General features: G+C 61.9%; 22 protein-coding genes. 11 read left to right on the plus strand and 11 right to left on the minus strand.

Annotated elements, in window-relative coordinates; translation table 11 throughout:
- The first annotated feature begins 42 nt into the window (after positions 1–42).
- The 3 genes from trpB (at position 43) to ACP7A2_RS10080 (ending at position 2678) form a co-directional block, all read left to right on the plus strand.
- The gene (gene trpB, locus ACP7A2_RS10070; RefSeq protein WP_426134076.1) at positions 43–1284 is read left to right on the plus strand and encodes a tryptophan synthase subunit beta; all 1242 of its coding nucleotides are present in this window, start codon (positions 43–45) and stop codon (positions 1282–1284) included.
- Positions 1284–2093 (plus strand): tryptophan synthase subunit alpha, encoded by an 810-nt coding sequence (gene trpA / locus ACP7A2_RS10075; protein WP_426134077.1) that lies wholly within the window; start codon positions 1284–1286, stop codon positions 2091–2093. The genes trpB and trpA overlap by 1 nt, the downstream gene beginning before the upstream one ends.
- Before the next feature lie 138 nt (positions 2094–2231).
- Positions 2232–2678, plus strand: coding sequence for an anti-virulence regulator CigR family protein (locus tag ACP7A2_RS10080; RefSeq protein ID WP_348054724.1), 447 nt, complete (start codon positions 2232–2234; stop codon positions 2676–2678).
- Positions 2679–2960: 282 nt separating this feature from the next.
- Here the strand turns inward: ACP7A2_RS10080 and ACP7A2_RS10085 are convergent, their stop codons facing one another.
- The 6 genes from ACP7A2_RS10085 to ACP7A2_RS10110 form a co-directional block, all read right to left on the minus strand.
- On the minus strand, positions 2961–4265 hold the full coding sequence (locus ACP7A2_RS10085; protein ID WP_375065887.1) for an MFS transporter: 1305 nt from the start codon (positions 4263–4265) through the stop codon (positions 2961–2963).
- 178 nt (positions 4266–4443) lie between these two features.
- Positions 4444–5592: a galactonate dehydratase gene (gene dgoD / locus ACP7A2_RS10090; protein WP_348054726.1), complete on the minus strand. Its 1149-nt coding sequence runs from the start codon at positions 5590–5592 to the stop codon at positions 4444–4446.
- A 48-nt stretch (positions 5593–5640) separates the two neighbouring features.
- Entirely contained in the window at positions 5641–6261 is a 621-nt protein-coding gene (locus tag ACP7A2_RS10095) for a 2-dehydro-3-deoxy-6-phosphogalactonate aldolase (RefSeq protein WP_426134078.1), read from the minus strand.
- A gap of 1 nt (position 6262) precedes the next feature.
- On the minus strand, positions 6263–7222 hold the full coding sequence (locus ACP7A2_RS10100; protein WP_426134079.1) for a 2-dehydro-3-deoxygalactonokinase: 960 nt from the start codon (positions 7220–7222) through the stop codon (positions 6263–6265).
- A gap of 239 nt (positions 7223–7461) precedes the next feature.
- Complete coding sequence (locus ACP7A2_RS10105) at positions 7462–7806, minus strand: DOPA 4,5-dioxygenase family protein (RefSeq protein ID WP_426134080.1); 345 nt, start codon at positions 7804–7806, stop codon at positions 7462–7464.
- 31 nt (positions 7807–7837) lie between these two features.
- Positions 7838–8788, minus strand: coding sequence for a choline sulfate utilization transcriptional regulator (locus tag ACP7A2_RS10110; protein ID WP_426134081.1), 951 nt, complete (start codon positions 8786–8788; stop codon positions 7838–7840).
- A 103-nt stretch (positions 8789–8891) separates the two neighbouring features.
- Between ACP7A2_RS10110 and betC the strand changes: the two genes are divergently transcribed.
- The 3 genes from betC to ACP7A2_RS10125 all read left to right on the plus strand — a co-directional run bounded on the left by betC (position 8892) and on the right by ACP7A2_RS10125 (position 13094).
- Positions 8892–10403: a choline-sulfatase gene (betC, locus tag ACP7A2_RS10115; RefSeq protein ID WP_426134082.1), complete on the plus strand. Its 1512-nt coding sequence runs from the start codon at positions 8892–8894 to the stop codon at positions 10401–10403.
- A 19-nt stretch (positions 10404–10422) separates the two neighbouring features.
- A complete protein-coding gene (gene choX / locus ACP7A2_RS10120; RefSeq protein WP_348054732.1) occupies positions 10423–11337 on the plus strand; it encodes a choline ABC transporter substrate-binding protein in 915 nt (304 codons plus the stop codon).
- Between the two features lie 188 nt (positions 11338–11525).
- Positions 11526–13094 (plus strand): SulP family inorganic anion transporter, encoded by a 1569-nt coding sequence (locus ACP7A2_RS10125; protein ID WP_426134083.1) that lies wholly within the window; start codon positions 11526–11528, stop codon positions 13092–13094.
- A gap of 107 nt (positions 13095–13201) precedes the next feature.
- Here the strand turns inward: ACP7A2_RS10125 and aroE are convergent, their stop codons facing one another.
- Together aroE and hemF are read right to left on the minus strand one after the other, a co-directional pair.
- The gene (gene aroE / locus ACP7A2_RS10130) at positions 13202–14026 is read right to left on the minus strand and encodes a shikimate dehydrogenase (RefSeq protein ID WP_426134084.1); all 825 of its coding nucleotides are present in this window, start codon (positions 14024–14026) and stop codon (positions 13202–13204) included.
- Entirely contained in the window at positions 14026–14958 is a 933-nt protein-coding gene (hemF, locus tag ACP7A2_RS10135; protein ID WP_426134085.1) for an oxygen-dependent coproporphyrinogen oxidase, read from the minus strand. The genes aroE and hemF overlap by 1 nt, the downstream gene beginning before the upstream one ends.
- 159 nt (positions 14959–15117) lie before the next feature.
- On the opposite strand from hemF, the gene ACP7A2_RS10140 reads away from it, so the two are divergent.
- Complete coding sequence (locus tag ACP7A2_RS10140; RefSeq protein ID WP_426134086.1) at positions 15118–16095, plus strand: NADPH:quinone reductase; 978 nt, start codon at positions 15118–15120, stop codon at positions 16093–16095.
- Between the two features lie 114 nt (positions 16096–16209).
- Here the strand turns inward: ACP7A2_RS10140 and ACP7A2_RS10145 are convergent, their stop codons facing one another.
- The 3 genes from ACP7A2_RS10145 to ACP7A2_RS10155 all read right to left on the minus strand — a co-directional run bounded on the left by ACP7A2_RS10145 (position 16210) and on the right by ACP7A2_RS10155 (position 18750).
- Positions 16210–16767: an L-threonylcarbamoyladenylate synthase gene (locus ACP7A2_RS10145; RefSeq protein ID WP_426134087.1), complete on the minus strand. Its 558-nt coding sequence runs from the start codon at positions 16765–16767 to the stop codon at positions 16210–16212.
- Between the two features lie 54 nt (positions 16768–16821).
- Positions 16822–17916 carry a DNA-processing protein DprA gene (gene dprA / locus ACP7A2_RS10150; protein WP_426134088.1) on the minus strand — a complete coding sequence of 365 codons (1095 nt, stop codon included), beginning with the start codon at positions 17914–17916 and terminating at the stop codon, positions 16822–16824.
- A 63-nt stretch (positions 17917–17979) separates the two neighbouring features.
- Complete coding sequence (locus ACP7A2_RS10155; RefSeq protein ID WP_426134089.1) at positions 17980–18750, minus strand: peptidoglycan-binding protein; 771 nt, start codon at positions 18748–18750, stop codon at positions 17980–17982.
- Between the two features lie 135 nt (positions 18751–18885).
- Here ACP7A2_RS10155 and def point away from each other — a divergent pair, with 135 nt between their 5' ends.
- The 4 genes from def (at position 18886) to trkA (ending at position 23118) form a co-directional block, all read left to right on the plus strand.
- Positions 18886–19392: a peptide deformylase gene (gene def / locus ACP7A2_RS10160; RefSeq protein WP_122249636.1), complete on the plus strand. Its 507-nt coding sequence runs from the start codon at positions 18886–18888 to the stop codon at positions 19390–19392.
- A gap of 69 nt (positions 19393–19461) precedes the next feature.
- Positions 19462–20415, plus strand: coding sequence for a methionyl-tRNA formyltransferase (gene fmt / locus ACP7A2_RS10165; RefSeq protein WP_426134090.1), 954 nt, complete (start codon positions 19462–19464; stop codon positions 20413–20415).
- A complete protein-coding gene (gene rsmB, locus ACP7A2_RS10170) occupies positions 20412–21722 on the plus strand; it encodes a 16S rRNA (cytosine(967)-C(5))-methyltransferase RsmB (protein ID WP_426134091.1) in 1311 nt (436 codons plus the stop codon). The genes fmt and rsmB overlap by 4 nt, the downstream gene beginning before the upstream one ends.
- A gap of 22 nt (positions 21723–21744) precedes the next feature.
- Positions 21745–23118, plus strand: a complete 1374-nt coding sequence (trkA, locus tag ACP7A2_RS10175) for a Trk system potassium transporter TrkA (protein WP_348054742.1) — start codon at positions 21745–21747, stop codon at positions 23116–23118.
- Positions 23119–23228: the final 110 nt, after the last annotated feature.

Raw genomic sequence — 23228 nt, forward strand, 5'->3', positions numbered from 1 at the left:
GCCCTCATTGTTTATCACAACCCTTCTTTCCTGGAGCCACCCATGACTCAGTCCCAGACCGATCTACGCAACGGCCCAGACGCCAGCGGCCTGTTCGGCGCATTCGGCGGCCGCTACGTCGCTGAAACCCTGATGCCGTTGATCCTCGACCTGGCCCGCGAATACGAAGCGGCCAAGATCGATCCGGCTTTCAACGAAGAATTGGCTTACTTCCAGCGCGACTACGTCGGACGCCCAAGCCCGCTGTATTTCGCTGAACGCCTGACCGAGTTCTGCGGCGGCGCCAAGATCTACCTCAAGCGCGAAGAGCTCAACCACACCGGCGCGCACAAGATCAACAACTGCATCGGCCAGATCCTGCTGGCGCGGCGCATGGGCAAAAAACGCATCATCGCCGAGACCGGCGCCGGCATGCACGGTGTGGCCACGGCCACCGTCGCCGCGCGCTTTGGCCTGCAATGCGTGATCTACATGGGCACCACCGACATCGAGCGCCAACAGGCCAACGTGTTTCGCATGAAGCTGTTGGGCGCTGAAGTGATCCCGGTGGTTGCGGGCACCGGCACCCTCAAAGACGCGATGAACGAAGCCTTGCGTGACTGGGTGACCAACGTTGAAGACACCTTCTACCTGATTGGCACCGTGGCCGGCCCGCACCCGTACCCTGCGATGGTGCGCGACTTCCAGGCCGTGATCGGCAAGGAAACCCGTGACCAGATGCAAGCCCAGGAAGGCCGCCTGCCGGACAGCCTGGTGGCCTGCATCGGCGGTGGCTCCAACGCCATGGGCCTGTTCCACCCGTTCCTGGATGACACAGGTGTGGAAATCATCGGCGTTGAAGCGGCCGGCCACGGCATCGAAACCGGCAAACACGCGGCCAGCCTCAACGGCGGCGTACCCGGCGTACTGCATGGCAACCGCACCTTCCTGTTGCAGGACGACGACGGCCAGATCATCGACGCCCACTCGATTTCCGCCGGCCTCGACTACCCCGGCATTGGCCCTGAACACGCCTGGTTGCACGACATCGGCCGTGTGCAGTACACCTCGGTGACTGACAACGAAGCCCTCGAAGCCTTCCATAAATGCTGCCGCCTGGAAGGGATCATTCCTGCCCTGGAAACCGCCCACGCCTTGGCCGAAGTATTCAAACGCGCGCCCAACTTGCCGAAAGATCACCTGATGGTGGTCAACCTCTCGGGCCGTGGCGACAAAGACATGCAAACCGTGATGTTCCACATGGAACAGTCTCAACAAGAGCAGTCCTCGCAGGAGAAACACTAATGAGCCGCCTGCAAGCGCGTTTTGCGCAACTCAAACAACAAAACCGCGCCGCCTTGGTGACCTTCGTCACTGCTGGCGACCCGGGCTATGACACCTCGCTGGCGATCCTCAAAGGCTTGCCTGCCGCCGGTGCCGACGTGATCGAGCTGGGCATGCCCTTCACCGACCCGATGGCCGACGGCCCGGCGATTCAACTGGCCAACATCCGTGCGCTGACCGCCAAGCAGAACCTGACGAAAACCCTGCAGATGGTCCGCGAGTTCCGCAAAGACAACAGCGACACCCCGCTGGTGTTGATGGGCTACTTCAACCCGATCCACAAATACGGCGTGCCACAGTTCATCACTGACGCCAAGGAAGCTGGTGTGGACGGCCTGATCGTGGTCGACATGCCGCCCGAGCATAACGGCGAACTGTGCGACCCGGCCCAAGCCGCCGGCATCGACTTTATCCGTCTGACCACGCCGACCACCGATGACGTGCGCCTGCCCACCGTGCTCAACGGCAGCTCCGGCTTTGTGTACTACGTGTCGGTGGCCGGTGTGACCGGCGCCGGCGCCGCCACCCTGGAACACGTCGAAGAGGCCGTGACCCGCCTGCGTCGCCATACCGACCTGCCCATCAGCATCGGCTTTGGTATCCGCACGCCGGAACAAGCCGCCGCGATCGCGCGCCTGGCAGACGGTGTGGTGGTAGGTTCGGCGTTGATCGATCACATCGCCAATGCGAAAAATGATCAGCAAGCCATCGATGGGGTGTTGACCCTGTGCGCGGCGCTGTCGGAAGGTGTGCGCAACGCCCGTACGTAAGCGCCATGTAGCAGTAGGTAAAGTTCCTGATACAGAGGAATCAATCCGCTGCAACAGTACCTAAAGTGACAAGACCAAGGGATTTCGAACCTCGTTCGAGGTCCCTTTTTTGTTCGTGCAGGACTGAGGAAACACCCCATGAAAATGCCTAAACGCTTGATCGCTGGTCTCGGCGTGCTGATGCTCGGCGCGAGTGCCCTGGCGCAGGCCGCGCCGTACGATCAAGGCGGCCCAGACCGTGGCGGCCCGCAGGGCCCACAAGGTCAGCACGACCAGCGTGGTGACGACCATCGCGGCCCGCAGGACAACCGTCGCGGCCCGCCGCAGGACTTCGGCCCGGTACGGCAGATCATCCATGACAACCACGGCCAGTTCTCCCGTGGCGCACCACCACCGCCAAACGTACGCCTGGTGCGCGGCCAGCCGCTGCCACGTGGCTATTACGGCGAACGCCTGGACAACCGAGCCCTGTCGCGCCTGCCGGTGTACCAGGGTTATGAATGGCGCCGTTCCGGCCCGGACGTGGTGTTGATCGCCGTGGGCACAGGCATCGTCTACGAAATCCTCGACGGCGTGCTTAACTAAACCGCGCAGTTTGAAACGGCAGGCCCAGTCGCCGTGGTGAATGGGCCTGCTTTGGTGAACATTGGTAAGTGGGCCTGTTGTGGCGAACGGGCTTGTTGTGGCGAGCGGGCTAGCCCCGCGTTGGGCTGCGCAGCGGCCCCAAAACCAGACACCAAGGAGCACCTGAATCACCGCGTTCTTCTCTCTGGGGCCGCTGCGCAGCCCAACGCGGGGCAAGCCCGCTCGCCCCAACAAGCCGGCTCGCCACAACAAGCCCGCCTGCCATGAGTTACTTGTCACCCGCTACAGCTCAATCCGTTCGACTTTGCCTACCAATAACACGTAGGAAAGCGCCCCCAGCAACGCCAGCACTGCGATGTATGTGATCGCCGGTGCAAACGAATCCCCACTCGCCAAAAAGCCAATCACAATTGGCGTGGTGATCGCCGACAAGTTACCGATGAAGTTGAACACTCCACCCGTCAGCCCCAGCAACCGCGCGGGCGCCAATGTGGACACCAGCGACCAGGTAATCGACGCCAGGCCATTGCCGAAAAACGCCAGCGCCAGAAACGCGATGACCCACGCCGTCGAATCCACATAGTTGGCGCCAATGATCGCCGTGGAAATCAGCAGCCCGCCAATGATCGGCAACTTGCGCGCGAAACCCACCGATGAACCCCGGCGAATCAGCCAGTCGGAAAATATCCCCGAACACAGCACACCCACGAAGGCCGCGAGGAAGGGTAACGACGCCAACAGGCCAGACTTGATGAAGTCCATGCCGCGGTATTTCACCAGGTACGTCGGAAACCACGTCAGGAAAAACCACAACGTAGAGTTCAGGCAGAACTGCCCCAGGTAGATGCCCCAGAGCTTGCGCTGGCTCAGCACGATGCCCAGGTCCACCCAACTGAACGGCGCCTTGGCGGTTTTTTCCTGGATATCCACCAGGCCGCCACCCTCGCGAATCAGCTCGATTTCAGCCGCATTCGCGCCTTTGAAATCCTTGGGCTCGCGGTACACCGCGTACCAGATCAGCGCCCACAGAATGCCCACGCCGCCGGTGGCGACAAAGACCATGTGCCAGCCGAATGCGTGCTGCAGCCACGCCAGTACCGGCGTGAGAAAGGCCAGCCCGACAAATTGCCCGGAGGTGTAGACGCCAATCGCGGTGGCGCGCTCACGCTCGGGAAACCAGGTCGTGACCACGCGGCTGTTGATCGGATAAGCAGGCGCTTCCAGCGCACCGACCGCCATGCGCAGCACGAACAACGCGATAAAGCTGGCAGCAAACCCCAGCATCACAGTGGCGATGGACCACAGCAGCAGGGCCACGGTGTAGAGAATGCGCGGCGGCACACGGTCGACCAGCCAGCCGCCGGGAATCTGCATGGCCGCGTAAGTCCAGCCGAATGCGGAGAAGATCAGCCCGACATGCACCGGGTCGATACCCAGCTCACTGGTCAGCGCGGGGGCCGCAATCGACAGGTTGCTGCGGTCGAGGTAGTTGATCACCACGGTGATGAACAGCAGCACCATGATGAAGAAACGCTTTCTGCTGGGCGTGACTAAAGAAGCCTGCCCGGTGAAGGATTCAGGGTGCATGGGGGGTTGCCTCTTTTTATGTTTATTGAGGACTGATCTTTACTGGCTGAAACACAATCAATGTGGGAGCTGGCTTGCCTGCGATAGCGGTGGTCCAGCTTGCATCTCTGGAACTGACACACCGCTATCGCAGGCAAGCCAGCTCCCACATTTTTGATCCCGTTCCGTCAGTCAGAAATCACCACTCGGCGAAGCTGCCGTCGGCATGGCGCCAGATCGGGTTGCGCCAGCGGTGGCCGATGGCGGCGCGTTCGATCACGTATTCCTCGTTGATCTCAATGCCCAGGCCTGGCCCGTTAGGGATCTTCACGAAGCCTTTGTCATAGTCGAACACGCCCGGGTCTTTCACGTAGTCGAGCAGGTCGTTGCTTTCGTTGTAGTGAATGCCCAGGCTTTGCTCCTGGATGAACGCGTTGTAGCAGACCGCATCCAGTTGCAGGCACGCCGCCAGGGCAATCGGCCCGAGCGGGCAGTGCAGCGCCAAAGCCACGTCGTAGGCTTCGGCCATGTTGGCGATCTTGCGGGTTTCGGTGATGCCGCCGGCGTGGGAAGCGTCCGGCTGGATGATGTCGACATAGCCTTCGCTGAGCACGCGCTTGAAGTCCCAGCGCGAGAACAGGCGCTCGCCCAAGGCAATCGGCGTGCTGGTCAGCGGGGCCAGCTCTTTGAGCGCTTCGTAGTTCTCGCTGAGCACCGGCTCTTCGATAAACATCAGTTTGTACGGGTCGAGTTCCTTCATCAGCACCTTGGCCATGGGCTTGTGTACCCGGCCATGGAAGTCGACGCCGATGCCAACGTTGGGGCCGACCGCGTCACGCACGGCGGCGACGTTGGCCAGGGCCAGGTCGACTTTTTCGAAGCTGTCGACGAACTGCAATTCTTCGGTGCCGTTCATTTTCACGGCAGTAAAGCCACGCGCCACGGCATCTTTGGCGGCGCGAGCGGTGTCGGCAGGGCGGTCGCCGCCTATCCACGAATACACGCGGATCTTGTCGCGCACCTGGCCACCGAGCAGATCACTCACGGACACGCCAAGGGCCTTGCCCTTGATGTCCCACAGCGCCTGGTCGATACCGGCGAGGGCGCTCATGTGCACGGCGCCGCCACGGTAGAAGCCGCCGCGATAGAGCACAGTCCAGATGTCTTCGATATTGCGGGGGTCTTTGCCGATCAGGTAGTCGGACAACTCCTCGACCGCAGCGGCCACGGTGTGAGCGCGGCCTTCGACCACGGGCTCGCCCCAGCCAGTCACGCCCTGGTCGGTTTCGACCTTCAGAAAGCACCAGCGCGGCGGGACGATGAAGGTGGTCAGTTTGGTGATTTTCATCTTCTTATCTCTCTTGTCGATGCTGCGCTCGGGGCGCAAAGCTTGCATTCAGTTCAAGGCGTTCCAGGCGGCGACATACGCCTTCGCGGTACTCGCCACGTGCTCCACAGACATGCCCGGTTTGAACAACCCGGAACCCAGCCCGAAACCCCTGGCGCCGGCGTCGAAGTACACCTGCATGTTCTCTGGCGTTACGCCGCCCACCGGCAGCAGCAACGTGCCCGCCGGCAATACCGCGAGCCACGCCTTGATCACCGCCGGGCCCATTTGCTCGGCCGGGAACAGCTTCAACACGTCAGCACCTTCAGCCAGGGCGGCGAAAGCTTCAGTCGGCGTGGCCACACCCGGCGACAGGAACAGGCCCGCCGCCTTGGCAGCGCGCAGCACCTTGGGATCGCTGTGGGGCATGACGATCACCTGGCCGCCCGCCGCTTTGACCTGCTCAACCTGTTCGGGCGTCAACACCGTGCCCGCGCCGATCAGGCAATCGGCGGGCAGACTGTCGCGCAGGGTGCGGATGCTGGTGTAAGGGTCCGGTGAATTCAGTGGGACTTCGATCACGCGAAAGCCCGCCGTGTAGAGCACTTGGCCGATCGCCTGGGCTTCGTCCGGGCGCACGCCGCGCAGAATCGCGATCAAACCGTTGTGGGAGAGTGCATCTTTAAGCATGTCAGGCCTCCGTTGCAGGTTGAATGAGCCCAGCCGCCACGGCCAGTTGCCACAGGCCGCGCTCGGTGGCTTCCTGCGCCAGGCTGACGTGGGCAAAACCGCAGAGGGCGAGGGCACGTTGATAAAGGGCACAGAGCGGCGCGGTGCCGACCAGGGTGATCGGGATGTGTTTCGCGCTGTCCGGCAGACCTGCGAGTTCATGGCCGATCAACAGGCCGGACAAGTAATCGGGCTGTTGCTCGGGCGTGAGTTCGGCGGTCAGCCCGAGGGTACGGGCGCTGAACAAGGTGGACAGCACGCCGCGCTGGCCGTCTGCTGAGCGCGCGACATGCACGCCACGCTCAAAGGCCTCGGCCTGGAAGTGTTCGGATGGCTGTTGGGTGCGACCCAGGATGCTGTGTTTGCTGAGCACCGCAAACAATTCGCCGGTCATGAAGGTGTCGAAGTGGGTGATGCGGCCTTGAACAACTTCGACCCATTTGGAATGACTGCCGGGCAGGCCGATCAGCGCGTCGGCACCGATATTTTGCAGCACGCCGAGCACCTGGGTTTCTTCGCCGCGCATCACGTTGGGCAAACCGACCTGTTCGATCACACCGGGCACAATGTGCACCGTCACCCCGCGCAGGCTGCGCACCCCATGCAGTGCCTGGCCCAGGCTGGCGACATCCACCGGAGTTTTGCGATAAGCCGCCTCGCTCCAGCCCTGAGCGCTGCCGACCATGCCGCAGGCAATCACCGGCAAATCGGGCTGCGCATCAAGCCAGTCGCCACAGGCCGCGTCGAACGCCAACTCGAAGCCATCGCTGCAGCGTACGCCGGCAATGTCCCGGGGTTCGCTGGGCAGGTGCATGATCCCGAACGCCAGCGCGCGCTGTTCAAGCACCACGCCCGCCGGGCCGAGTTTGTAAGCACGAAGGGAGCTGGTGCCCCAGTCGAGCGCGATCAATTGCGCCTGCATCGCTTCACCTGAAATGAGTGGGTGCTGAAAAAAGCAGATGGGCGAATATAAACCTATGACCTGTTACATCTCAATATATAAATATCAGTCCCATATATCGGGACAAATCAACACCGAGTTGCTGTGCCGAGCGGGCTTGTCGTGGCGAGCGGGCTTGCCCCGCGTTGGGGTGCGAAGCGCCCCCAAAAAAGACCAACCCGGTATCCCAGACACCCCCCCCACTCACCACAATCACTCCCCTAAAGCGTCTCTGAACCCCGAAACCCAGACAAATCCAGTTCCCGCATCGCGCCCATCCAGATCGCGTAGTCAGTGTGATCCTTCAAGTCATCGCCAGTATCCGGATGCAGAAACACCACCAACCCCTCGCGATGCAGCGCCAGCCAGGGCAGCACCACACCGATGTACTCCGGCTCAAACGCCAACTGGCAGCTCCAGTCCGGATGCGGGCCGACCGGCCGTTGGTGTACGCGGCCCATGCGCAGGGGGAACAGCTTGGCAGCGTCTTCACACAACGTGCGCGCCTGGTCGAGGGTGCTGGCGTCGAAATAGATGTGGGCGTGATAGCCCTTGATACGTTGCATGGCGGAATCCGGATCCATTAAGCGCCAAATCCTAGACCGCAATCGACGGCAGGGCCAGCCCGGTCAGCGACTGCGCGCTGCTGGCTTGCTCGGCCACCAGCCAGTCGACAAAGCGTTCGACCAACTGCCCCCGGCGTTTGCGCTGGGGTTGCACCACGTAATAGCCAAACCGCGAGATCACCGTCTCGCGGATCGGTCGGCACAGCCAGTTCTGCTCCAGCAAGTTGTCCACCAGGTGACGCCAGCCGATGGCCACGCCCTGGCCAGCAATCGCCGCTTGAATCAGCAGGGTGTAGTTGTCAAAACGCAGCTGGCCGGGAGTGGGCGCAACGTTGATACCCAGTTCACGAAACACGCCGCTCCAGTCGAACCACTGGCTGTTGTTTTCCTGGCGCAGGTGCAGCAGGGGAACATCGTGCAAATTTTGCACAGTCAACGCCGTGGCCTGCTCCTTGAGCCACAGCGGGCTGCACACCGGGAACACTTCTTCGTTGAACAGCCACAGGCTGTCGCCCTGCTTGAAACGGCCGTCGCCAAACAGCACCGCGACGTCGATATCGCTGCGCAAAGTGGCGTGGTTGCGTTCGCTGGTCACCAGGCTCACGTCCACCTGCGGGTTGGCCGCATGAAAGCGGTGCAGGCGCGGCATCAGCCAGTAGGCGGCGAAGGCAAAGTCGGTGGCCACCTGCAGCACTTCATGCTGGTCTTGCTGGGTGATGGCGCTGAGGCCATGGTTGATGGTCTGCAAGCCGCCCTGTACGTGTTCAAACAGCAAGGCGCCCGCGTCGGTCAGCTCGATGCCTCGGTAAATGCGATCAAACAGACGAATCGTCAGTTGCTCTTCGAGGCGCTTGATCTGCTGGCTGATGGCGGGCTGAGTGGTGCCCAACTCCATGGCAGCAGCGGTGAAGCTGCGGTGACGCGCCGCCGCTTCAAACGCGCGCAGCAAGTCGAGGGATACATCACCGAGGGCTTCATACATAAGCTGTGCTTATCCTAGACATTGCTTTTCATGGGCTTTACCCCATTTTCCATGGGCTGCATGCTCATTCGCATAAACACCGCCTATGGAATGCCGAGAACCCATGAAGCGCAAGAACATTCTTTTCATCATGGCCGATCAAATGGCCGCGCCGTTGCTTCCGTTCTACGGTTCTTCGCCTATCAAACTGCCTAACCTGAGCCGCCTCGCCGAGCAGGGCGTGGTGTTTGACGCCGCGTACTGCAACAGCCCGCTGTGCGCGCCGTCGCGGTTCACCCTGGTCAGCGGCCAATTGCCGAGCAAGATTGGCGCCTACGACAACGCCGCCGACTTCCCCGCCGACGTACCGACTTATGCCCACTACCTGCGCCGCCTCGGCTACCGCACGGCGCTGTCCGGCAAAATGCACTTCTGCGGCCCCGACCAACTGCACGGCTACGAAGAGCGCCTGACCAGCGACATCTACCCCGCCGACTATGGCTGGGCGGTGAACTGGGACGAGCCGGACGTGCGGCCCTCCTGGTATCACAACATGGCGTCGGTGCTGCAAGCCGGGCCGTGCGTGCGCACCAACCAGCTGGATTTTGACGAAGAGGTAGTGTTCAAGGCGCAGCAGTACTTGTTCGACCATATCCGTGAAGACAGCGACAAGCCGTTCTGCCTGACCGTGTCGATGACTCATCCACACGACCCGTACACCATTCCCAAGCCGTTCTGGGACCTGTACGACGACGGCGACATCCCTTTGCCTACAACTCCGGCCCAAGGTGATCTCGACCCGCATTCCCAGCGCCTGCTCAAGGTGTATGACCTGTGGGACAAACCGCTGCCGCTGAACAAGATCCGCGATGCGCGCCGCGCCTATTTCGGCGCATGCAGCTACATCGACAGCAATGTCGGCAAGCTGCTGCAAACCCTGGAAGACACCGGCCTGGCCGACGACACGATCATCATCTTCTCCGGCGACCACGGCGACATGCTCGGCGAGCGTGGCCTCTGGTACAAAATGCACTGGTTTGAAATGGCCGCCCGCGTGCCGCTGCTGGTCAGCGCGCCGGGGCAGTTTGCGGCGGGGCGTGTGAGCAAGGCGGTGTCCACCGCTGACCTGTTGCCGACCCTGGTGGAACTGGCCGGCGGCGAACTGGACCCACGCTTGCCACTGGACGGGCGCTCGCTGGTCCCGCACTTGCAAGGGCAGGGCGGGCACGACGAAGTGTTTGGCGAATATATGGCCGAAGGCACCATCAGCCCATTGATGATGATTCGCCGTGGCGCCTGGAAATTCATCTACAGCGAGGACGACCCTTGTCTACTGTTTGATGTGCACAACGACCCGCACGAGCGGGAAAACCTCGCTGAGTCACCGGAACACCGGCCACTGTTCGAGGCGTTTTTGAGTGAGGCGCGGGCCAAATGGGATATCCCGGCGATCCACCAGCAGGTGCTCGCCAGCCAACGCCGCCGTCGTCTGGTGTTTGAGGCATTGACCACGGGAGAGCTGAAGAGCTGGGATCACCAGCCACTGGTGGACGCCAGTCAGCAATACATGCGCAACCATATCGACCTCGACGACCTGGAGCGCAAGGCACGTTATCCACAACCCTGCCAAAACTAAAAAATACAGAGGGAAGGCCATGCAAAAGTTGACTGCGGTGCTGGGAATGTTGGCGCTTGTTAGCGCCAATGTGTACGCGGACGCCAGTTGTGACACGGTGAAAATGGCCGATCCAGGCTGGAGCGATATCGCTGCCACCAACGCCATCACCGGGTTTCTGTTGAACGGCATGGGCTACAAGGCCAAGGTCGACACCCTCGCGGTGCCGATTACGTTTGGCGGGCTCAAGGACGGCCAGGTGGATGTGTTTCTGGGTAACTGGATGCCGGCGCAGCAGGGCTTCTACGACAAGTTCGTGGCCAATGGCGATGTGGTGCAACTGGCGAAGAACCTCGACGGCACCGAGTTCACCCTCGCCGTGCCGGACTACGTGTGGGACGCCGGGGTGCATGACTTCGCCGACCTGAACAAGTTTGCCGACAAGTTCGACAAGAAGATCTACGGCATCGGCTCCGGCGCGCCGGCGAATATCTCGTTGCAGGAGATCATCAAGAAGAATGACTTCGAGCTTGGCCAGTGGAAGCTGGTGGAGTCCAGCGAACAGGCGATGCTCGCCGAAGTGTCGCGGGCCGTTAAGAAGCAGAAATTCGTGACCTTCCTCGGCTGGACGCCGCACCCGATGAACGTGCAGTTGAAAATGCACTACCTCAAAGGCGGCGAGAAGTATTTTGGTGACACCGGCAGCGTGTATACCCTGACCCGCAAAGGGTATGCGCAGTCGTGCCCGAATGTCGGGAAACTGCTGACCAACTTGAGTTTTACCCAGGAGATGGAGAACAGCATCATGGCTGAGGTTGCCAACAACAAGGTCAGCAATGCCGACGCGGCGAAGGCGTGGATAAAAGCCAATCCCGCAGTGCTGGACAAGTGGCTGGATGGCGTGAAAACCGTGGATGGCAAAGATGCGTTGGCCGCGGTAAAAGCCAAACTTTAAAGCCTCAGCTCCAAGTTCTGTGGAAACTGGTTTGTGTGGGAGCTGGCTTGCCTGCGATAGGGCCACCTCGGTCTTACTGGCAGAACGCGTCGTCTGCATCGCAGGCAAGCCAGCTCCCACACAAGCCAGCTCTCACAGGGGCCGGTGTGTGCTGATACCCTGATGCAAACCTTTAAACCGAGTCTGCGATGCCCTGGCCCAACCGCCACACACTCTTCCCCTTTCTCGCCTGGCTCCCGCGCCAAACCCGCACCAGTGTCGGCCGAGATGCGATTGTGGGCCTCAGTGGCGCCGTCCTCGCCTTGCCGCAGTCGATTGCCTACGCGCTGATTGCCGGTCTCCCACCCGAATACGGCTTGTATGCCGCCATCATCCCGGTGCTGATCGCCTGCCTCTGGGGTTCATCCTGGCATTTGATCTGCGGCCCCACGGCGGCGATTTCCATCGTGCTGTACGCCAGCATCAGCCCGCTGGCTGTGCCAGGGTCTCAGGACTACATCATGCTGATCCTGCTGCTGACATTCCTCGCCGGGGTGTTCCAGTGGTTGCTGGGCATGCTGCGCTTCGGCGCGCTGGTGAATTTTGTCTCCCATTCGGTGGTGCTGGGTTTCACCCTGGGCGCTGCCGTGGTGATTGCCTTGGGGCAACTGCCGAACCTGCTGGGGCTGGATATGCCGAGCCAAGCCACGGCGATCAAAAGCTTGTTGGCACTGGTGGAACACGCAGGGGAGTGGGACCACGCCTCGCTCGCCCTTGGCGTGGGCACGCTGTTGGTGGGCGCATTGCTCAAATACTGGGTGCCGCGCTGGCCGACGCTGCTGATCGCCCTGGCGTTGGGCAGCCTGGCGGCGTGGCTGTGGCCGGCGATGTTCGGGCATGTAGCGCTGGTGAGTTCGTTCGTGGGCAAGCTGCCGCCGTTCAGCCCGTTGCCGATGGACTTGGACATGATTCTGCGGCTGCTGCCCAGCGCCGTGGCGGTGGGCATGTTGGGCCTAGTGACCAGCCTGTCGATTGCGCGCTCGCTGTCGGCCCGCTCGCAGCAGTTGCTGGACGCGAATCAGGAAGTTCGTGCGCAGGGCTTATCCAATATCGTCGGCGGATTTTTCTCCGGGTACCTGTCGGCGGGTTCATTTACGCGCTCTGGCCTGAGTTACGAGGCAGGCGCTTGCTCGCCACTGGCGGGGGTGTTTTCCGCGGTGTGGGTGGCGCTGTTTGCGCTGTTTGGCGCGGCGCTGATCGCGCACATTCCGATCCCGAGCATGGCCGCGAGCATCCTGCTGATTTGCTGGGGGCTGGTGGATCATCGCGGCATTCGCGCACTGTTGCGCGTGAGTCGCGCTGAGTTTGTGGTGATGAGCCTGACCTGCGTCGCCACCTTGCTGCTGGAGCTGCAAACCGCAATTTATGCCGGGGTGTTGGCGTCGCTGTTTTTCTACCTCAAGCGCACCTCGCAGCCACGGGTTCAGCAATGGCGCGACGGCGATGAGGATGTGTTGCGGGTCGGCGGCTCGATCTTTTTTGGCGCCAGCCATTACCTGCAAGTGCGCCTGCAAAGCCTGCAGGGCGAGAGAGTGGTAATCGAGGCGCAGCAGATCAACTTTATCGACTATTCGGGGGTGGAGATGCTGCACCAGGAAGCGCGGCGGTTGCGCGGGTTGGGGCGAAGCCTGACGTTGCGTCAGGCGCGGCCGCACGTTGTTGAAGAGCTGAAAAAGCTGGAAGGCGCCGAAAAATGCCCTGTCCATTTTGAAGACTGACTGCGGTTGAACACTGTGGGAGCGGGCTGGCCTGCGATAGCGGCCTGGCAAATAAACCGCCATCGCAGGCAAGCCAGCTCCCACATTGGATCTTCACTGGGCTCAAATCAGTTGTCGGCCAACTGGCGGCGCAGTTCGGCCAACACCGGCGCTGAGTCCGGGCGCACACCGCGCCACAGGAAGAACGCTTCCGCCGCCTGCTCAACCAGCATGCCCAGGCCATCCATCGCCACCGCTGCACCCTGCTCGGATGCCCAGCGGCAAAACGCTGTCGGCGCCTTGGCGTACATCATGTCGTAGCAAAACGTCTTGCCTGGTTCGATCAGACTGCCCGCAATCGGCGGTACATCGCCTGACAGGCTGGCGGACGTGGCGTTGATGATCACGTCCACCGGCTCACGCAACCAGTCGAAACCGCTGGCAGACACCGGGCCCAGGTCGTCGAACAGCTCGGCGAGCAATTCGGCCTTTTCCACGGTGCGGTTGGCGATGATCAGCGAGGCTGGCTTCTGCGCCAACAAGGGCTCCAACGCCCCACGCACGGCGCCACCGGCGCCCAACAACAGGATGCGTTTGCCTTGCAGGCTCAACCCGGCGTTTACCGTCAGGTCGCGCACCAAGCCCGCGCCGTCGGTGTTATCGCCGAGCAGGCTGCCGTCCGCCCGCTTGCTCAGGGTGTTCACTGCGCCCGCGCGCTGGGCGCGCTCGGTGAGTGTGTCTGCCAACCGGTAGGCGTCTTCCTTGAACGGCACGGTGACGTTGGCGCCACGGCCTTGCTGAAAAAACTCACGGGCACAGCCGGTGAAATCCTCCAGCGGTGCAAGCAGGGTGCTGTAGTCCAATTGCTCGCCGGTCTGCTCGGCGAACATACGGTGAATCAGCGGCGACTTGCTGTGGCCGATGGGGTTGCCGAACACCACATAACGGTCCATCAGTCAGCCGCCTGTGGTGGGGCGACGCCAAGCCAGTCACGGTCTTGCAGGAAATAGTCGGTGAGGCGCGCTTCTTCACTGTCGGCCTCGGCCTTCCAGTCGTAGCTCCAGCGCACCTGTGGCGGCAGCGACATCAGGATGGACTCGGTACGCCCGCCCGATTGCAGGCCGAACAGGGTGCCACGGTCATACACGAGGTTGAACTCGACGTAGCGGCCACGGCGGAATTCCTGGAACTGGCGCTGCTGCTCGGTGTAAGCCATGGCTTTGCGGCGCTGCAGGATCGGCAGGTAGGCGTCGATGTAGGCATCGCCGATGGCGCGGATGAAGGCGAAGCTGGTGTCGAAGCCCCACTCGTTCAAATCATCGAAAAACAGGCCGCCAATACCGCGCGGTTCGTTGCGGTGCTTGATGTGAAAGTAGGTGTCGCACCAGGCTTTGTAGCGTGAATACACGTCCGGGCCGAACGGCGCACAGGCTCTCTCGGCCACGCGGTGCCAGTGAATGCAGTCTTCCTCGTTGCCGTAATAAGGCGTGAGATCGAAGCCGCCGCCAAACCACCACACCGCCTCTTCGCCTTCTTTTTCAGCGATGAAAAATCGCACATTGGCGTGGGACGTCGGCACATGCGGGTTGTGCGGGTGAATCACCAGCGACACGCCGAGGGCTTCAAAACCACGACCGGCCAACTCAGGGCGATGCGCACTGGCGGACGGTGGGAGGTTGCTGCCAAACACGTGGGAAAAGTTAACGCCGCCTTTTTCGATCACCGAACCGTTTTCAATCACACGGGTGCGACCGCCGCCGCCGGCAGGCCGGCTCCAGGCGTCTTCGATAAAGCGAGTGTCCGTCTCGAAGGTTTCCAGGGCGCTGCAAATGCGGTCTTGCAGGTCGAGCAGGTAGGCCTTTACAGCCTCGGTGCGGGTAGTCATGGCATCACCTTGAATCGGGCAAAGCTACGCGAGGCCATCAGGCGTCGGCGGCAAATGGGCGCACAGGATAACACTGCACCCCCTGCCGCCGCAGTTGACGAAGATCAAGCTTAGGAGTCCGATAGAGGGCTACGCGATTCGACCTCAGGAGAAGTGCAGATGGCCAAACGTATCCAGTTCAGTGCCCATGGCGGCCCCGAAGTACTTGAGTATGTGGACTACACGCCAGCGGAGCCTGGCCCGCAGCAGGTTCGAGTACGCAACGAGGCCATCGGCCTGAACTTCATCGACACCTATTTCCGCAGCGGCCTGTATGCGCCACCGGCCTTGCCATCAGGGCTGGGTGCCGAGGGCGCCGGTGTGGTCGACGCCGTCGGCAGCGAAGTCACTCAATTTAAGGTCGGCGACCGCGTGGCCTACGGCAGCGGCCCGCTCGGCGCCTACAGCGAGCTGCATGTGCTGCCCGCCGCCAACCTGGTGCACCTGCCAGACGACATCAGCTTCGAACAAGCCGCCGGCGCCATGCTCAAGGGCCTGACTGTGCAATACCTGCTGCGCCAGACCTATGAATTGAAAGGTGGCGAAACCATTCTGTTTCATGCGGCCGCCGGTGGCGTGGGCTCTCTGGCCTGCCAGTGGGCCAAGGCGTTGGGCGTAAAGCTGATCGGTACCGTGAGTTCGCCGGAAAAAGCCGCCCTGGCCAAATCCCTCGGCGCGTGGGAAACCATCGACTACAGCAAGGAAAACGTCGCACAGCGCGTGCTGGAATTGACCGACGGCAAAAAAGTCCCGGTGGTCTACGACGGCGTAGGCAAGGACACTTGGCTGACCTCGCTGGACAGCGTGGCGCCACGTGGTCTGGTGGTGAGTTTTGGTAATGCGTCGGGCGCAGTTGATGGGGTGAACCTGGGGATTCTGTCGGCCAAGGGCTCGCTGTATGTCACCCGGCCGACATTGGCGACTTATGCCAGCAACCCGAAAGACTTGCAGACCATGGCGGATGACCTGTTTTCGATGATCAAGAGCGGCAAGGTGCGCATTGATATCAACCAGCGGTATTCGCTGGCGGATGCAGCGAAGGCGCAAACGGAATTGTCGGGGCGACGGACGACGGGCTCAACCATTCTGTTGCCGTAAGACGGTAGATCTTTAGAGATACCAAAGGCCTCATCGCGGGCAAGCCCGGCTCCCACAGGGAAATGCATTCCAAATGTGGGAGCCGGGCTTGCCCGCGATGGCCGCGCCTAGGTGTCACGAAGGCCGCACGACCTCACCTGTCGCCAAATCGCGAATCAGGCTCGGGTTCTTGCGGCCACCGAGGGCGCCACCCAACACCAGGTCCACTTGGCCACGGAAGTACTGCTCCACGCGAAGCCGCGTGCGCGCTGACGGGCGACCTTGCGGGTTGGCCGAGGTGGAAATCAACGGCCCGACCAGCGAGCACAGATCCCGCACCAGCGGATGATCGCTGACGCGCAGCGCCACCGTGTCGTGCACACCCGTCACCCATTCCGGCAGCAAGCCCTGATGTGGCACCAGCCAGGTGTTGGGGCCTGGCCAGGTGCTGGCCATGCGTTCGATCCAGGTGTCCGGTAAATCTTCGAACAGGAAATCGAACTGACGGATGTTGTCCGCCACCAGGATCAGGCCCTTATCCACCGAGCGATTCTTGATCGCCAGCAGCCGGTCCACCGCGTCTTCATTCCACGGGTCGCAGCCCAGGCCCCAGACCGCCTCGGTCGGATAGGCAATCACCGCGCCTGCGCGAATTTCTCGTGCGGCTTCCAGCACACGCCACCTGTTGACCATTGCTTGTTCTCCGGACTAAAGCTCTGCGCAGTTTACCGATCTTCGTTACAAAACCTAGAGGCGTGCGAACCAACGTCCGCTTTCGCAGATGACCTGGCCCTCGAGTTCCAACTCGGTCAAGGTCGCCAGCACCTGGGACAACGGCCGGCCACTGGATATCGCCAGCGCCTCACTGGAGTGGGGCGCCGCGTGCAGCAACGCCACCAGCGGGTGGGTGACCGGCATCGGCGCCGGGCGCGACAACACCTGCCACCCGCGCAAACCTTCGAGGATGTGTTCGATGGTTTCCACCAGCGTCGCGCCCTCGCGGATCAACTGGTGACAGCCCTTGGCGCCGGGATGATGAATCGAGCCGGGCATTGCATACACCTCGCGGCCTTGCTCTGCCGCAAGCTTGGCGGTGATCAGTGAGCCGCTGGCCACGCCGGCCTCGACCACCAGTACGCCCAGGGACAGGCCGCTGATGATTCGGTTGCGTCGAGGAAAGTTGCTAGGCTGGGGGGCGGCGTCCAGCGGGAACTCGGAAACCACGGCGCTGCCCTGGGCAATCATCGCGGCTGCAAGCTTGCGGTGGCGCTGTGGATAAAAGTTTTCGAGCCCGGTGCCAAGCACGCCAATTGTGTGCCCGCCCACGTCAAGTGCCGCCTGATGCGCCGCGCCATCAATGCCCAATGCGAGGCCACTGGTGATGACAAAACCGGCGCTTGCCAGGCTACGGGAAAAGGCCGCGGCGGTGTCCATGCCAGGGCGCGAAGCGCGGCGACTGCCGACCATGGCCAACTGCGGTTTTTCCAGAATTTTGGGGTCGCCGGCGACGAATAATAACGGCGGGGCGTCATCGATCTGGGCAAGCAAGGCCGGGTAGTCAGGCGAGTCCCACATCAGCAAATGCTGGTCCGGACGCTGCAACCACGCTAAAGCCTGGCTGGCGCCATCGCGGATTTGCGGGCTGCGTCGGGCATCGGCACTGATGGCGGGCAACCCGAGTGAGCGCCAGGCACTTGCAGGGGCGCTGATAGCCTTTGAGGCGCAACCGAACGCCTCTATCAATACACGAAAGCGCTTGGGACCCAGTTCCGGCAGCCTGTGCAAGCGTAGTCGAGCTTCCAGTTCTGACGGCGAAATTTCACTGCTGTTTATCGGATACATTTGATCGTCCTTGACCGCAACAAGCTGTGGATAACTCTGTTGGTAACTTATTTAGCAGGCTACTTATTGCGTTTTTTTGGCAGTCTCAAAACGGTCCATCACTGCCAATGAGCGCGAGGCGCTGAGCACCACGGCGTAACTGAGCTTTTCATAGGTGCGGAACACCATCAGGGTGCCGGCGCGTTCGTCGGGGAGTTTGGTGGGGGCGTTGGTAAGCGGGTCTCGAACGGAGGCGCCGGTTTTGATCACGTTGAGCAACTGGCCTTCAACCAGGCCATCGCGGCGGCCTTTATTCAGGGTCACGGCGTCGAGCACGCCGATGTGGGCCACACCCTTGGGGATGTCGATGATGTGCCCCTCGACAAGACGCGTCGGGGCTTGCGGGCTGGCAAGCTCGACCGCCGTTTCGGCGCGCAGCAGACGATCGCCGGGGCGCACCTCCTGGGTTACCCGCAGCACCGCCAGGGTGGTGAGGTCACCGGCCATGACAAAGCGCGCAGTACCAATGTCATCGGCGTTGATGCCCAGCAATTCCTGGGTTTGAGGGTCGGTGTAGGCCTTGCCTCGGCGAAATATGCCGTAACTGGGCTGGGACGGGTCGAGATTGCCCCGCGCATGCACGCGGTCGCCATGGGCCGCCAGCACTCGCCCCATCTCGGCCGCAACAATGTAGGGCGCACGGTCCAGATCCTGTGGATTATCAAGAATGCGGTTGTGCAGTAAAAAACGTTGGATAGCCTGCTGTGTGGGTTGATTCAGACGCTCCCCGGCCTGGGGCAGCAGGGCCATGGCGAACGTGGGCCATAACAGCAAGACGAGTAGCGATTTCCTCATGGGGTGAATCTCCTTTATTATGTGCGTTCGCGTGAAATGCCAGAGCCTTCGCGGCTTTCGCTTGTTTCACACCGGCTGTGTGGGTCCATCCCAACGCCGATTTGCCTCTACCTCACATGTGCAGCAATTACGCTTATGGCTATTTTGAACATCCTCGAATTCCCCGACTCGCGCCTGCGCACGATCGCCAAACCGGTGGCCGTAGTGGACGACAAGGTTCGTCAGTTGGTCGATGACATGTTTGAAACAATGTATGAAGCCCCGGGCATCGGCCTCGCCGCGACCCAGGTCAACGTGCATCAGCGCGTCGTGGTCATGGACCTGTCGGAAGATCGCAGCGAACCCCGGGTGTTTATCAACCCCGAGTTCGAACCGCTGACCGAAGAGATGGGCGAATACCAGGAAGGCTGCCTGTCGGTGCCGGAGTTCTACGAGAACGTCGAACGCCCGGTACGCGTTAAGATCAAGGCGCTTGACCGTGACGGCAAGCCATACGAACTGGTCGCCGAAGGCCTGCTGGCGGTGTGCATCCAGCACGAATGCGACCACCTCAACGGCAAGCTGTTTGTTGATTACCTGTCCACGCTTAAACGCGACCGGATCAAGAAGAAGCTGGAAAAAAAGCATCGCCAGCAAGCTTGATGCCCTCCTTCCAAAGGCTTGCTGCGGCAAGCCTTTTTCTTTTGTGACTGTTTTTAACCGAGACCTCCCATGACCGAGCCACTGCGCATTGTTTTTGCCGGCACCCCCGAATTTGCCGCCGAACACCTTAAGGCGCTGCTCTTAAGCCCTTATGACATCGTTGCGGTGTACACCCAGCCGGATCGCCCGGCCGGTCGCGGGCAAAAACTGATGCCGAGCGCGGTCAAGCAGTTGGCGCTGGAGCACAACCTTCCCGTGCTGCAACCGCCGACCCTGCGCAATGCCGACGCTCAGGCCGAACTGGCCGCGCTCAAGCCGGACTTGCTGGTTGTGGTCGCGTACGGCTTGATCCTGCCGCAAGTGGTGCTGGATATTCCGCGCCTCGGGTGCATCAACAGCCACGCCTCGCTGCTGCCGCGCTGGCGCGGTGCGGCGCCGATCCAGCGCGCCGTGGAAGCGGGCGACAGCGAAAGTGGCGTGACCGTAATGCGCATGGAGGCGGGTCTGGACACCGGCCCGATGTTGCTGAAAGTCACCACGCCGATCACTGCCCAAGACACCGGCGGCAGCCTGCACGACCGCCTCGCCGAACTCGGCCCGCCTGCTGTGATCCAGGCCATTGCCGGCCTCGCTGCGGGCACTCTGGAAGGCGAAGTGCAAGATGACAGCCTCGCCACCTACGCTCACAAGCTGAATAAAGATGAAGCACGTATCGACTGGAACCGCCCGGCCGTAGAGCTTGAGCGCCTGGTGCGCGCGTTCAACCCGTGGCCGATCTGCCATAGCACGCTCAACGGCGAAGCCTTGAAAGTATTGGCCGCGACCCTGGCTGACGGCAAAGGCGCGCCCGGTGAAATTATCGGCGCCAGCAAAGACGGCCTGTTGGTCGCCTGCGGTGAGCAGGCACTGTGTCTGACGCGCCTGCAATTGCCCGGGGGCAAAGCGCTTAATTTCAGCGATTTTTTCAACAGCCGTCGTGAGAAATTTGCCTTGGGTACGGTTCTCGGGGCGGTCGCTCAATGAACCCGCGCTTGGCCGCCGCCAAGGCTCTCGCTGCTGTACTTAACGGCAAGGCTTCGCTGAACAGCTCGCTGCCGACGCAACTGGATAAGGTTGAAGACCGCGACCGTGGTTTCACTCAAGACCTGGCCTTCGGCACCGCCCGCTGGCAGCCGCGTCTGTCGGCGCTGGCGGCCAAGCTGCTGCAAAAGCCGTTCAAGGCGGCGGATGCCGATGTTGAAGCGTTGCTGCTGGTCGGGCTCTATCAGTTGCTCTACACCCGCGTGCCGGCTCACGCCGCCATCGGCGAGACGGTCGGCTGCGCTGAAAAGCTGAAAAAGCCCTGGGCCAAGGCCTTGCTCAACGCCGTGCTGCGCCGCGCGCAACGTGAAAGTGAAGCGCTGCTGGCCGAGCTGGAACATGACCCGGTGGTGCGCACCGCCCACCCACGCTGGCTGCAAAAATCCTTGAAAGCCTTCTGGCCTGAGCAATGGGAAGCGATTTGCGCGGCGAACAATGCGCACCCGCCGATGATCCTGCGGGTGAACCGTCGCCATCACAGCCGTGACGCCTACCTGCAATTGCTGGCCGATGCGGGCATCAACGCCACGCCCTGCGTGTACAGCATCGACGGTATCGTGCTGGAAGCCGCGAGCGATGTGCGCAGCTTGCCGGGCTTTGCCGAAGGCTGGATCAGCGTGCAGGACGAAGCCGCGCAACTGGCCGCCGACCTGCTCGACCTGGCTCCCGGCCAGCGCGTGCTCGACGCCTGCTGTGCGCCGGGCGGTAAGACGTGTCACCTCCTTGAGGTGGAAAAAGACCTGGCGGGTGTAGTCGCGGTCGACCTGGAAGCCAAGCGCCTGGTGCGCGTTCGGGAAAACCTCGCACGCTTGGGCCTGAGCGCCGAGCTGATCGCTGCCGATGGTCGCGACACTGCCACCTGGTGGGACGGCAAACCGTTCCAGCGCATTCTGCTGGATGCGCCGTGTTCGGCCACCGGCGTGATCCGCCGTCACCCGGACATCAAGCTGACTCGCCAACCCGACGACATCGCCGCGCTCGCCGTGCTGCAGGGTGAGCTGCTCGACGCCCTGTGGCCAACCCTGGCAGTGGGCGGCATCCTGCTCTACGCGACCTGCTCCACGTTGCCGACCGAGAACACCGAGGTCATTCAAGCGTTCCTCGCCCGCACCAGCGGCGCGCGCGAACTGGACCTGGCCACAGCGGCCGGCATCAAGCAGCCCCACGGTCGCCAATTGCTTGCACAGCAAGGCGGCCACGATGGCTTCTACTACGCCAAACTGATCAAAATCGCCGCCGCGCGCGGCTGAACGGTTTTAAGGGAGTGAGCGGATGAAAATTATCATCCTTGGGGCAGGGCAGGTCGGCGGCACGCTGGCCGAACATTTGGCCAGCGAAGCCAACGACATCACCGTGGTCGACACCGATAGCGAGCGCCTGCGCAACCTGGGCGACCGCCTGGACATCCGCACGGTGCAGGGCCGCGCGTCGTTTCCGACGGTGCTGCGCCAGGCTGGCGCCGACGATGCCGACATGCTGGTGGCGGTGACCAACAGCGACGAGACCAACATGGTCGCGTGCCAGGTCGCCCATACCCTGTTCCACACGCCGACCAAAATCGCCCGAGTCCGTGAGGCGGCTTACCTGACCCGTGCAGGACTTTTCAACAACGATGCGATTCCGGTGGACGTGCTGATCAGCCCGGAGCAGGTCGTTACTCACTACATCAAGCGCCTGATCGAAATTCCCGGTGCCTTGCAGGTAATCGACTTTGCCGGAGGCAAGGCGCAACTGGTGGCGGTGAAGGCTTACTACGGCGGCCCATTGGTGGGCCAGCAACTGCGCCAGCTGCGCGAGCACATGCCGAATGTGGAAACCCGCGTGGCCGCTATTTTCCGTCGCGACCGACCGATTTTGCCCCAGGGCGACACGGTGATCGAGGCCGACGACGAAGTGTTTTTCATCGCCGCCAAAGCGAATATTCGCGCCGTCATGAGCGAAATGCGCCGGCTGGATGAAACGTACAAACGCATCGTGATTGCCGGCGGTGGGCAGATCGGCGAGCGCTTGGCCGAGGCTATCGAAAGCCGCTACCAGGTGAAGATCATCGAGATGAATCCGGCGCGTTGCCGACATCTTTCCGACACGCTCGACAGCACCGTCGTACTCCAGGGCAGCGCCTCGGACCGCGACCTGTTGATGGAAGAAAACATCGCCGACGCCGACATCTTCCTGGCGCTGACCAACGATGACGAAGCCAACATCATGTCCTCGTTGCTGGCCAAGCGGCTGGGGGCGAAGAAGGTGATGACCATCATCAACAACCCGGCGTATGTGGACCTGATTCAGGGTGGCGATATCGACATCGCCATCAGCCCGCAACTGGCGACCATCGGCACCTTGCTCGCCCACGTGCGACGCGGCGATATCGTCAGCGTGCACTCCCTGCGCAGGGGCGCGGCGGAGGCCATCGAGGCGATTGCCCACGGTGACTCGAAGTCGAGCAAGGTGATCGGCAAGGCCATCCGCGATATCGGCTTACCGCCGGGCACCACCATCGGCGCGATCATTCGTGACGAAGAGGTGATCATCGCCCACGACGACACGATGATCGCCACGGGTGACCATGTGATTCTGTTTCTTGTGGATAAAAAACACATTCGCGATGTGGAGAAATTGTTCCACGTGGGGCTGAGTTTTTTCTGATGAACATTCGGTGAGCCTGCTGCCGTCATCGCGGGCAAGCCCGCACCCACCCTTGGTACGCCAGTTAATGGGGGGGCCGGGGTTCCCCCGATGAAGCGAATAAAAATAAC

The sequence above is a fragment of the Pseudomonas sp. PWP3-1b2 genome (assembly GCF_049896045.1).
GTDB classification, from domain to species: domain Bacteria; phylum Pseudomonadota; class Gammaproteobacteria; order Pseudomonadales; family Pseudomonadaceae; genus Aquipseudomonas; species Aquipseudomonas antarctica_B.

Excerpts from the sequence above, each read along its gene's own strand:
- ACP7A2_RS10080 (WP_348054724.1), top strand. The coding sequence starts at position 2,232 with ATGAAAATGCCTAAACGCTTGATCGCTGGTCTCGGCGTGCTGATGCTC.
- betC (WP_426134082.1), top strand. The coding sequence starts at position 8,892 with ATGAAGCGCAAGAACATTCTTTTCATCATGGCCGATCAAATGGCCGCG.
- trkA (WP_348054742.1), top strand. The coding sequence starts at position 21,745 with ATGAAAATTATCATCCTTGGGGCAGGGCAGGTCGGCGGCACGCTGGCC.
- aroE (WP_426134084.1), bottom strand. The coding sequence starts at position 14,026 with ATGGACCGTTATGTGGTGTTCGGCAACCCCATCGGCCACAGCAAGTCG.
- ACP7A2_RS10125 (WP_426134083.1), top strand. The coding sequence starts at position 11,526 with ATGCCCTGGCCCAACCGCCACACACTCTTCCCCTTTCTCGCCTGGCTC.
- ACP7A2_RS10140 (WP_426134086.1), top strand. The coding sequence starts at position 15,118 with ATGGCCAAACGTATCCAGTTCAGTGCCCATGGCGGCCCCGAAGTACTT.
- trpA (WP_426134077.1), top strand. The coding sequence starts at position 1,284 with ATGAGCCGCCTGCAAGCGCGTTTTGCGCAACTCAAACAACAAAACCGC.
- ACP7A2_RS10155 (WP_426134089.1), bottom strand. The coding sequence starts at position 18,750 with ATGAGGAAATCGCTACTCGTCTTGCTGTTATGGCCCACGTTCGCCATG.
- ACP7A2_RS10110 (WP_426134081.1), bottom strand. The coding sequence starts at position 8,788 with ATGTATGAAGCCCTCGGTGATGTATCCCTCGACTTGCTGCGCGCGTTT.
- ACP7A2_RS10095 (WP_426134078.1), bottom strand. The coding sequence starts at position 6,261 with ATGCTTAAAGATGCACTCTCCCACAACGGTTTGATCGCGATTCTGCGC.
- ACP7A2_RS10085 (WP_375065887.1), bottom strand. The coding sequence starts at position 4,265 with ATGCACCCTGAATCCTTCACCGGGCAGGCTTCTTTAGTCACGCCCAGC.
- hemF (WP_426134085.1), bottom strand. The coding sequence starts at position 14,958 with ATGACTACCCGCACCGAGGCTGTAAAGGCCTACCTGCTCGACCTGCAA.
- dgoD (WP_348054726.1), bottom strand. The coding sequence starts at position 5,592 with ATGAAAATCACCAAACTGACCACCTTCATCGTCCCGCCGCGCTGGTGC.
- rsmB (WP_426134091.1), top strand. The coding sequence starts at position 20,412 with ATGAACCCGCGCTTGGCCGCCGCCAAGGCTCTCGCTGCTGTACTTAAC.
- dprA (WP_426134088.1), bottom strand. The coding sequence starts at position 17,916 with ATGTATCCGATAAACAGCAGTGAAATTTCGCCGTCAGAACTGGAAGCT.
- ACP7A2_RS10100 (WP_426134079.1), bottom strand. The coding sequence starts at position 7,222 with ATGCAGGCGCAATTGATCGCGCTCGACTGGGGCACCAGCTCCCTTCGT.
- choX (WP_348054732.1), top strand. The coding sequence starts at position 10,423 with ATGCAAAAGTTGACTGCGGTGCTGGGAATGTTGGCGCTTGTTAGCGCC.
- ACP7A2_RS10105 (WP_426134080.1), bottom strand. The coding sequence starts at position 7,806 with ATGCAACGTATCAAGGGCTATCACGCCCACATCTATTTCGACGCCAGC.
- trpB (WP_426134076.1), top strand. The coding sequence starts at position 43 with ATGACTCAGTCCCAGACCGATCTACGCAACGGCCCAGACGCCAGCGGC.
- ACP7A2_RS10145 (WP_426134087.1), bottom strand. The coding sequence starts at position 16,767 with ATGGTCAACAGGTGGCGTGTGCTGGAAGCCGCACGAGAAATTCGCGCA.
- def (WP_122249636.1), top strand. The coding sequence starts at position 18,886 with ATGGCTATTTTGAACATCCTCGAATTCCCCGACTCGCGCCTGCGCACG.
- fmt (WP_426134090.1), top strand. The coding sequence starts at position 19,462 with ATGACCGAGCCACTGCGCATTGTTTTTGCCGGCACCCCCGAATTTGCC.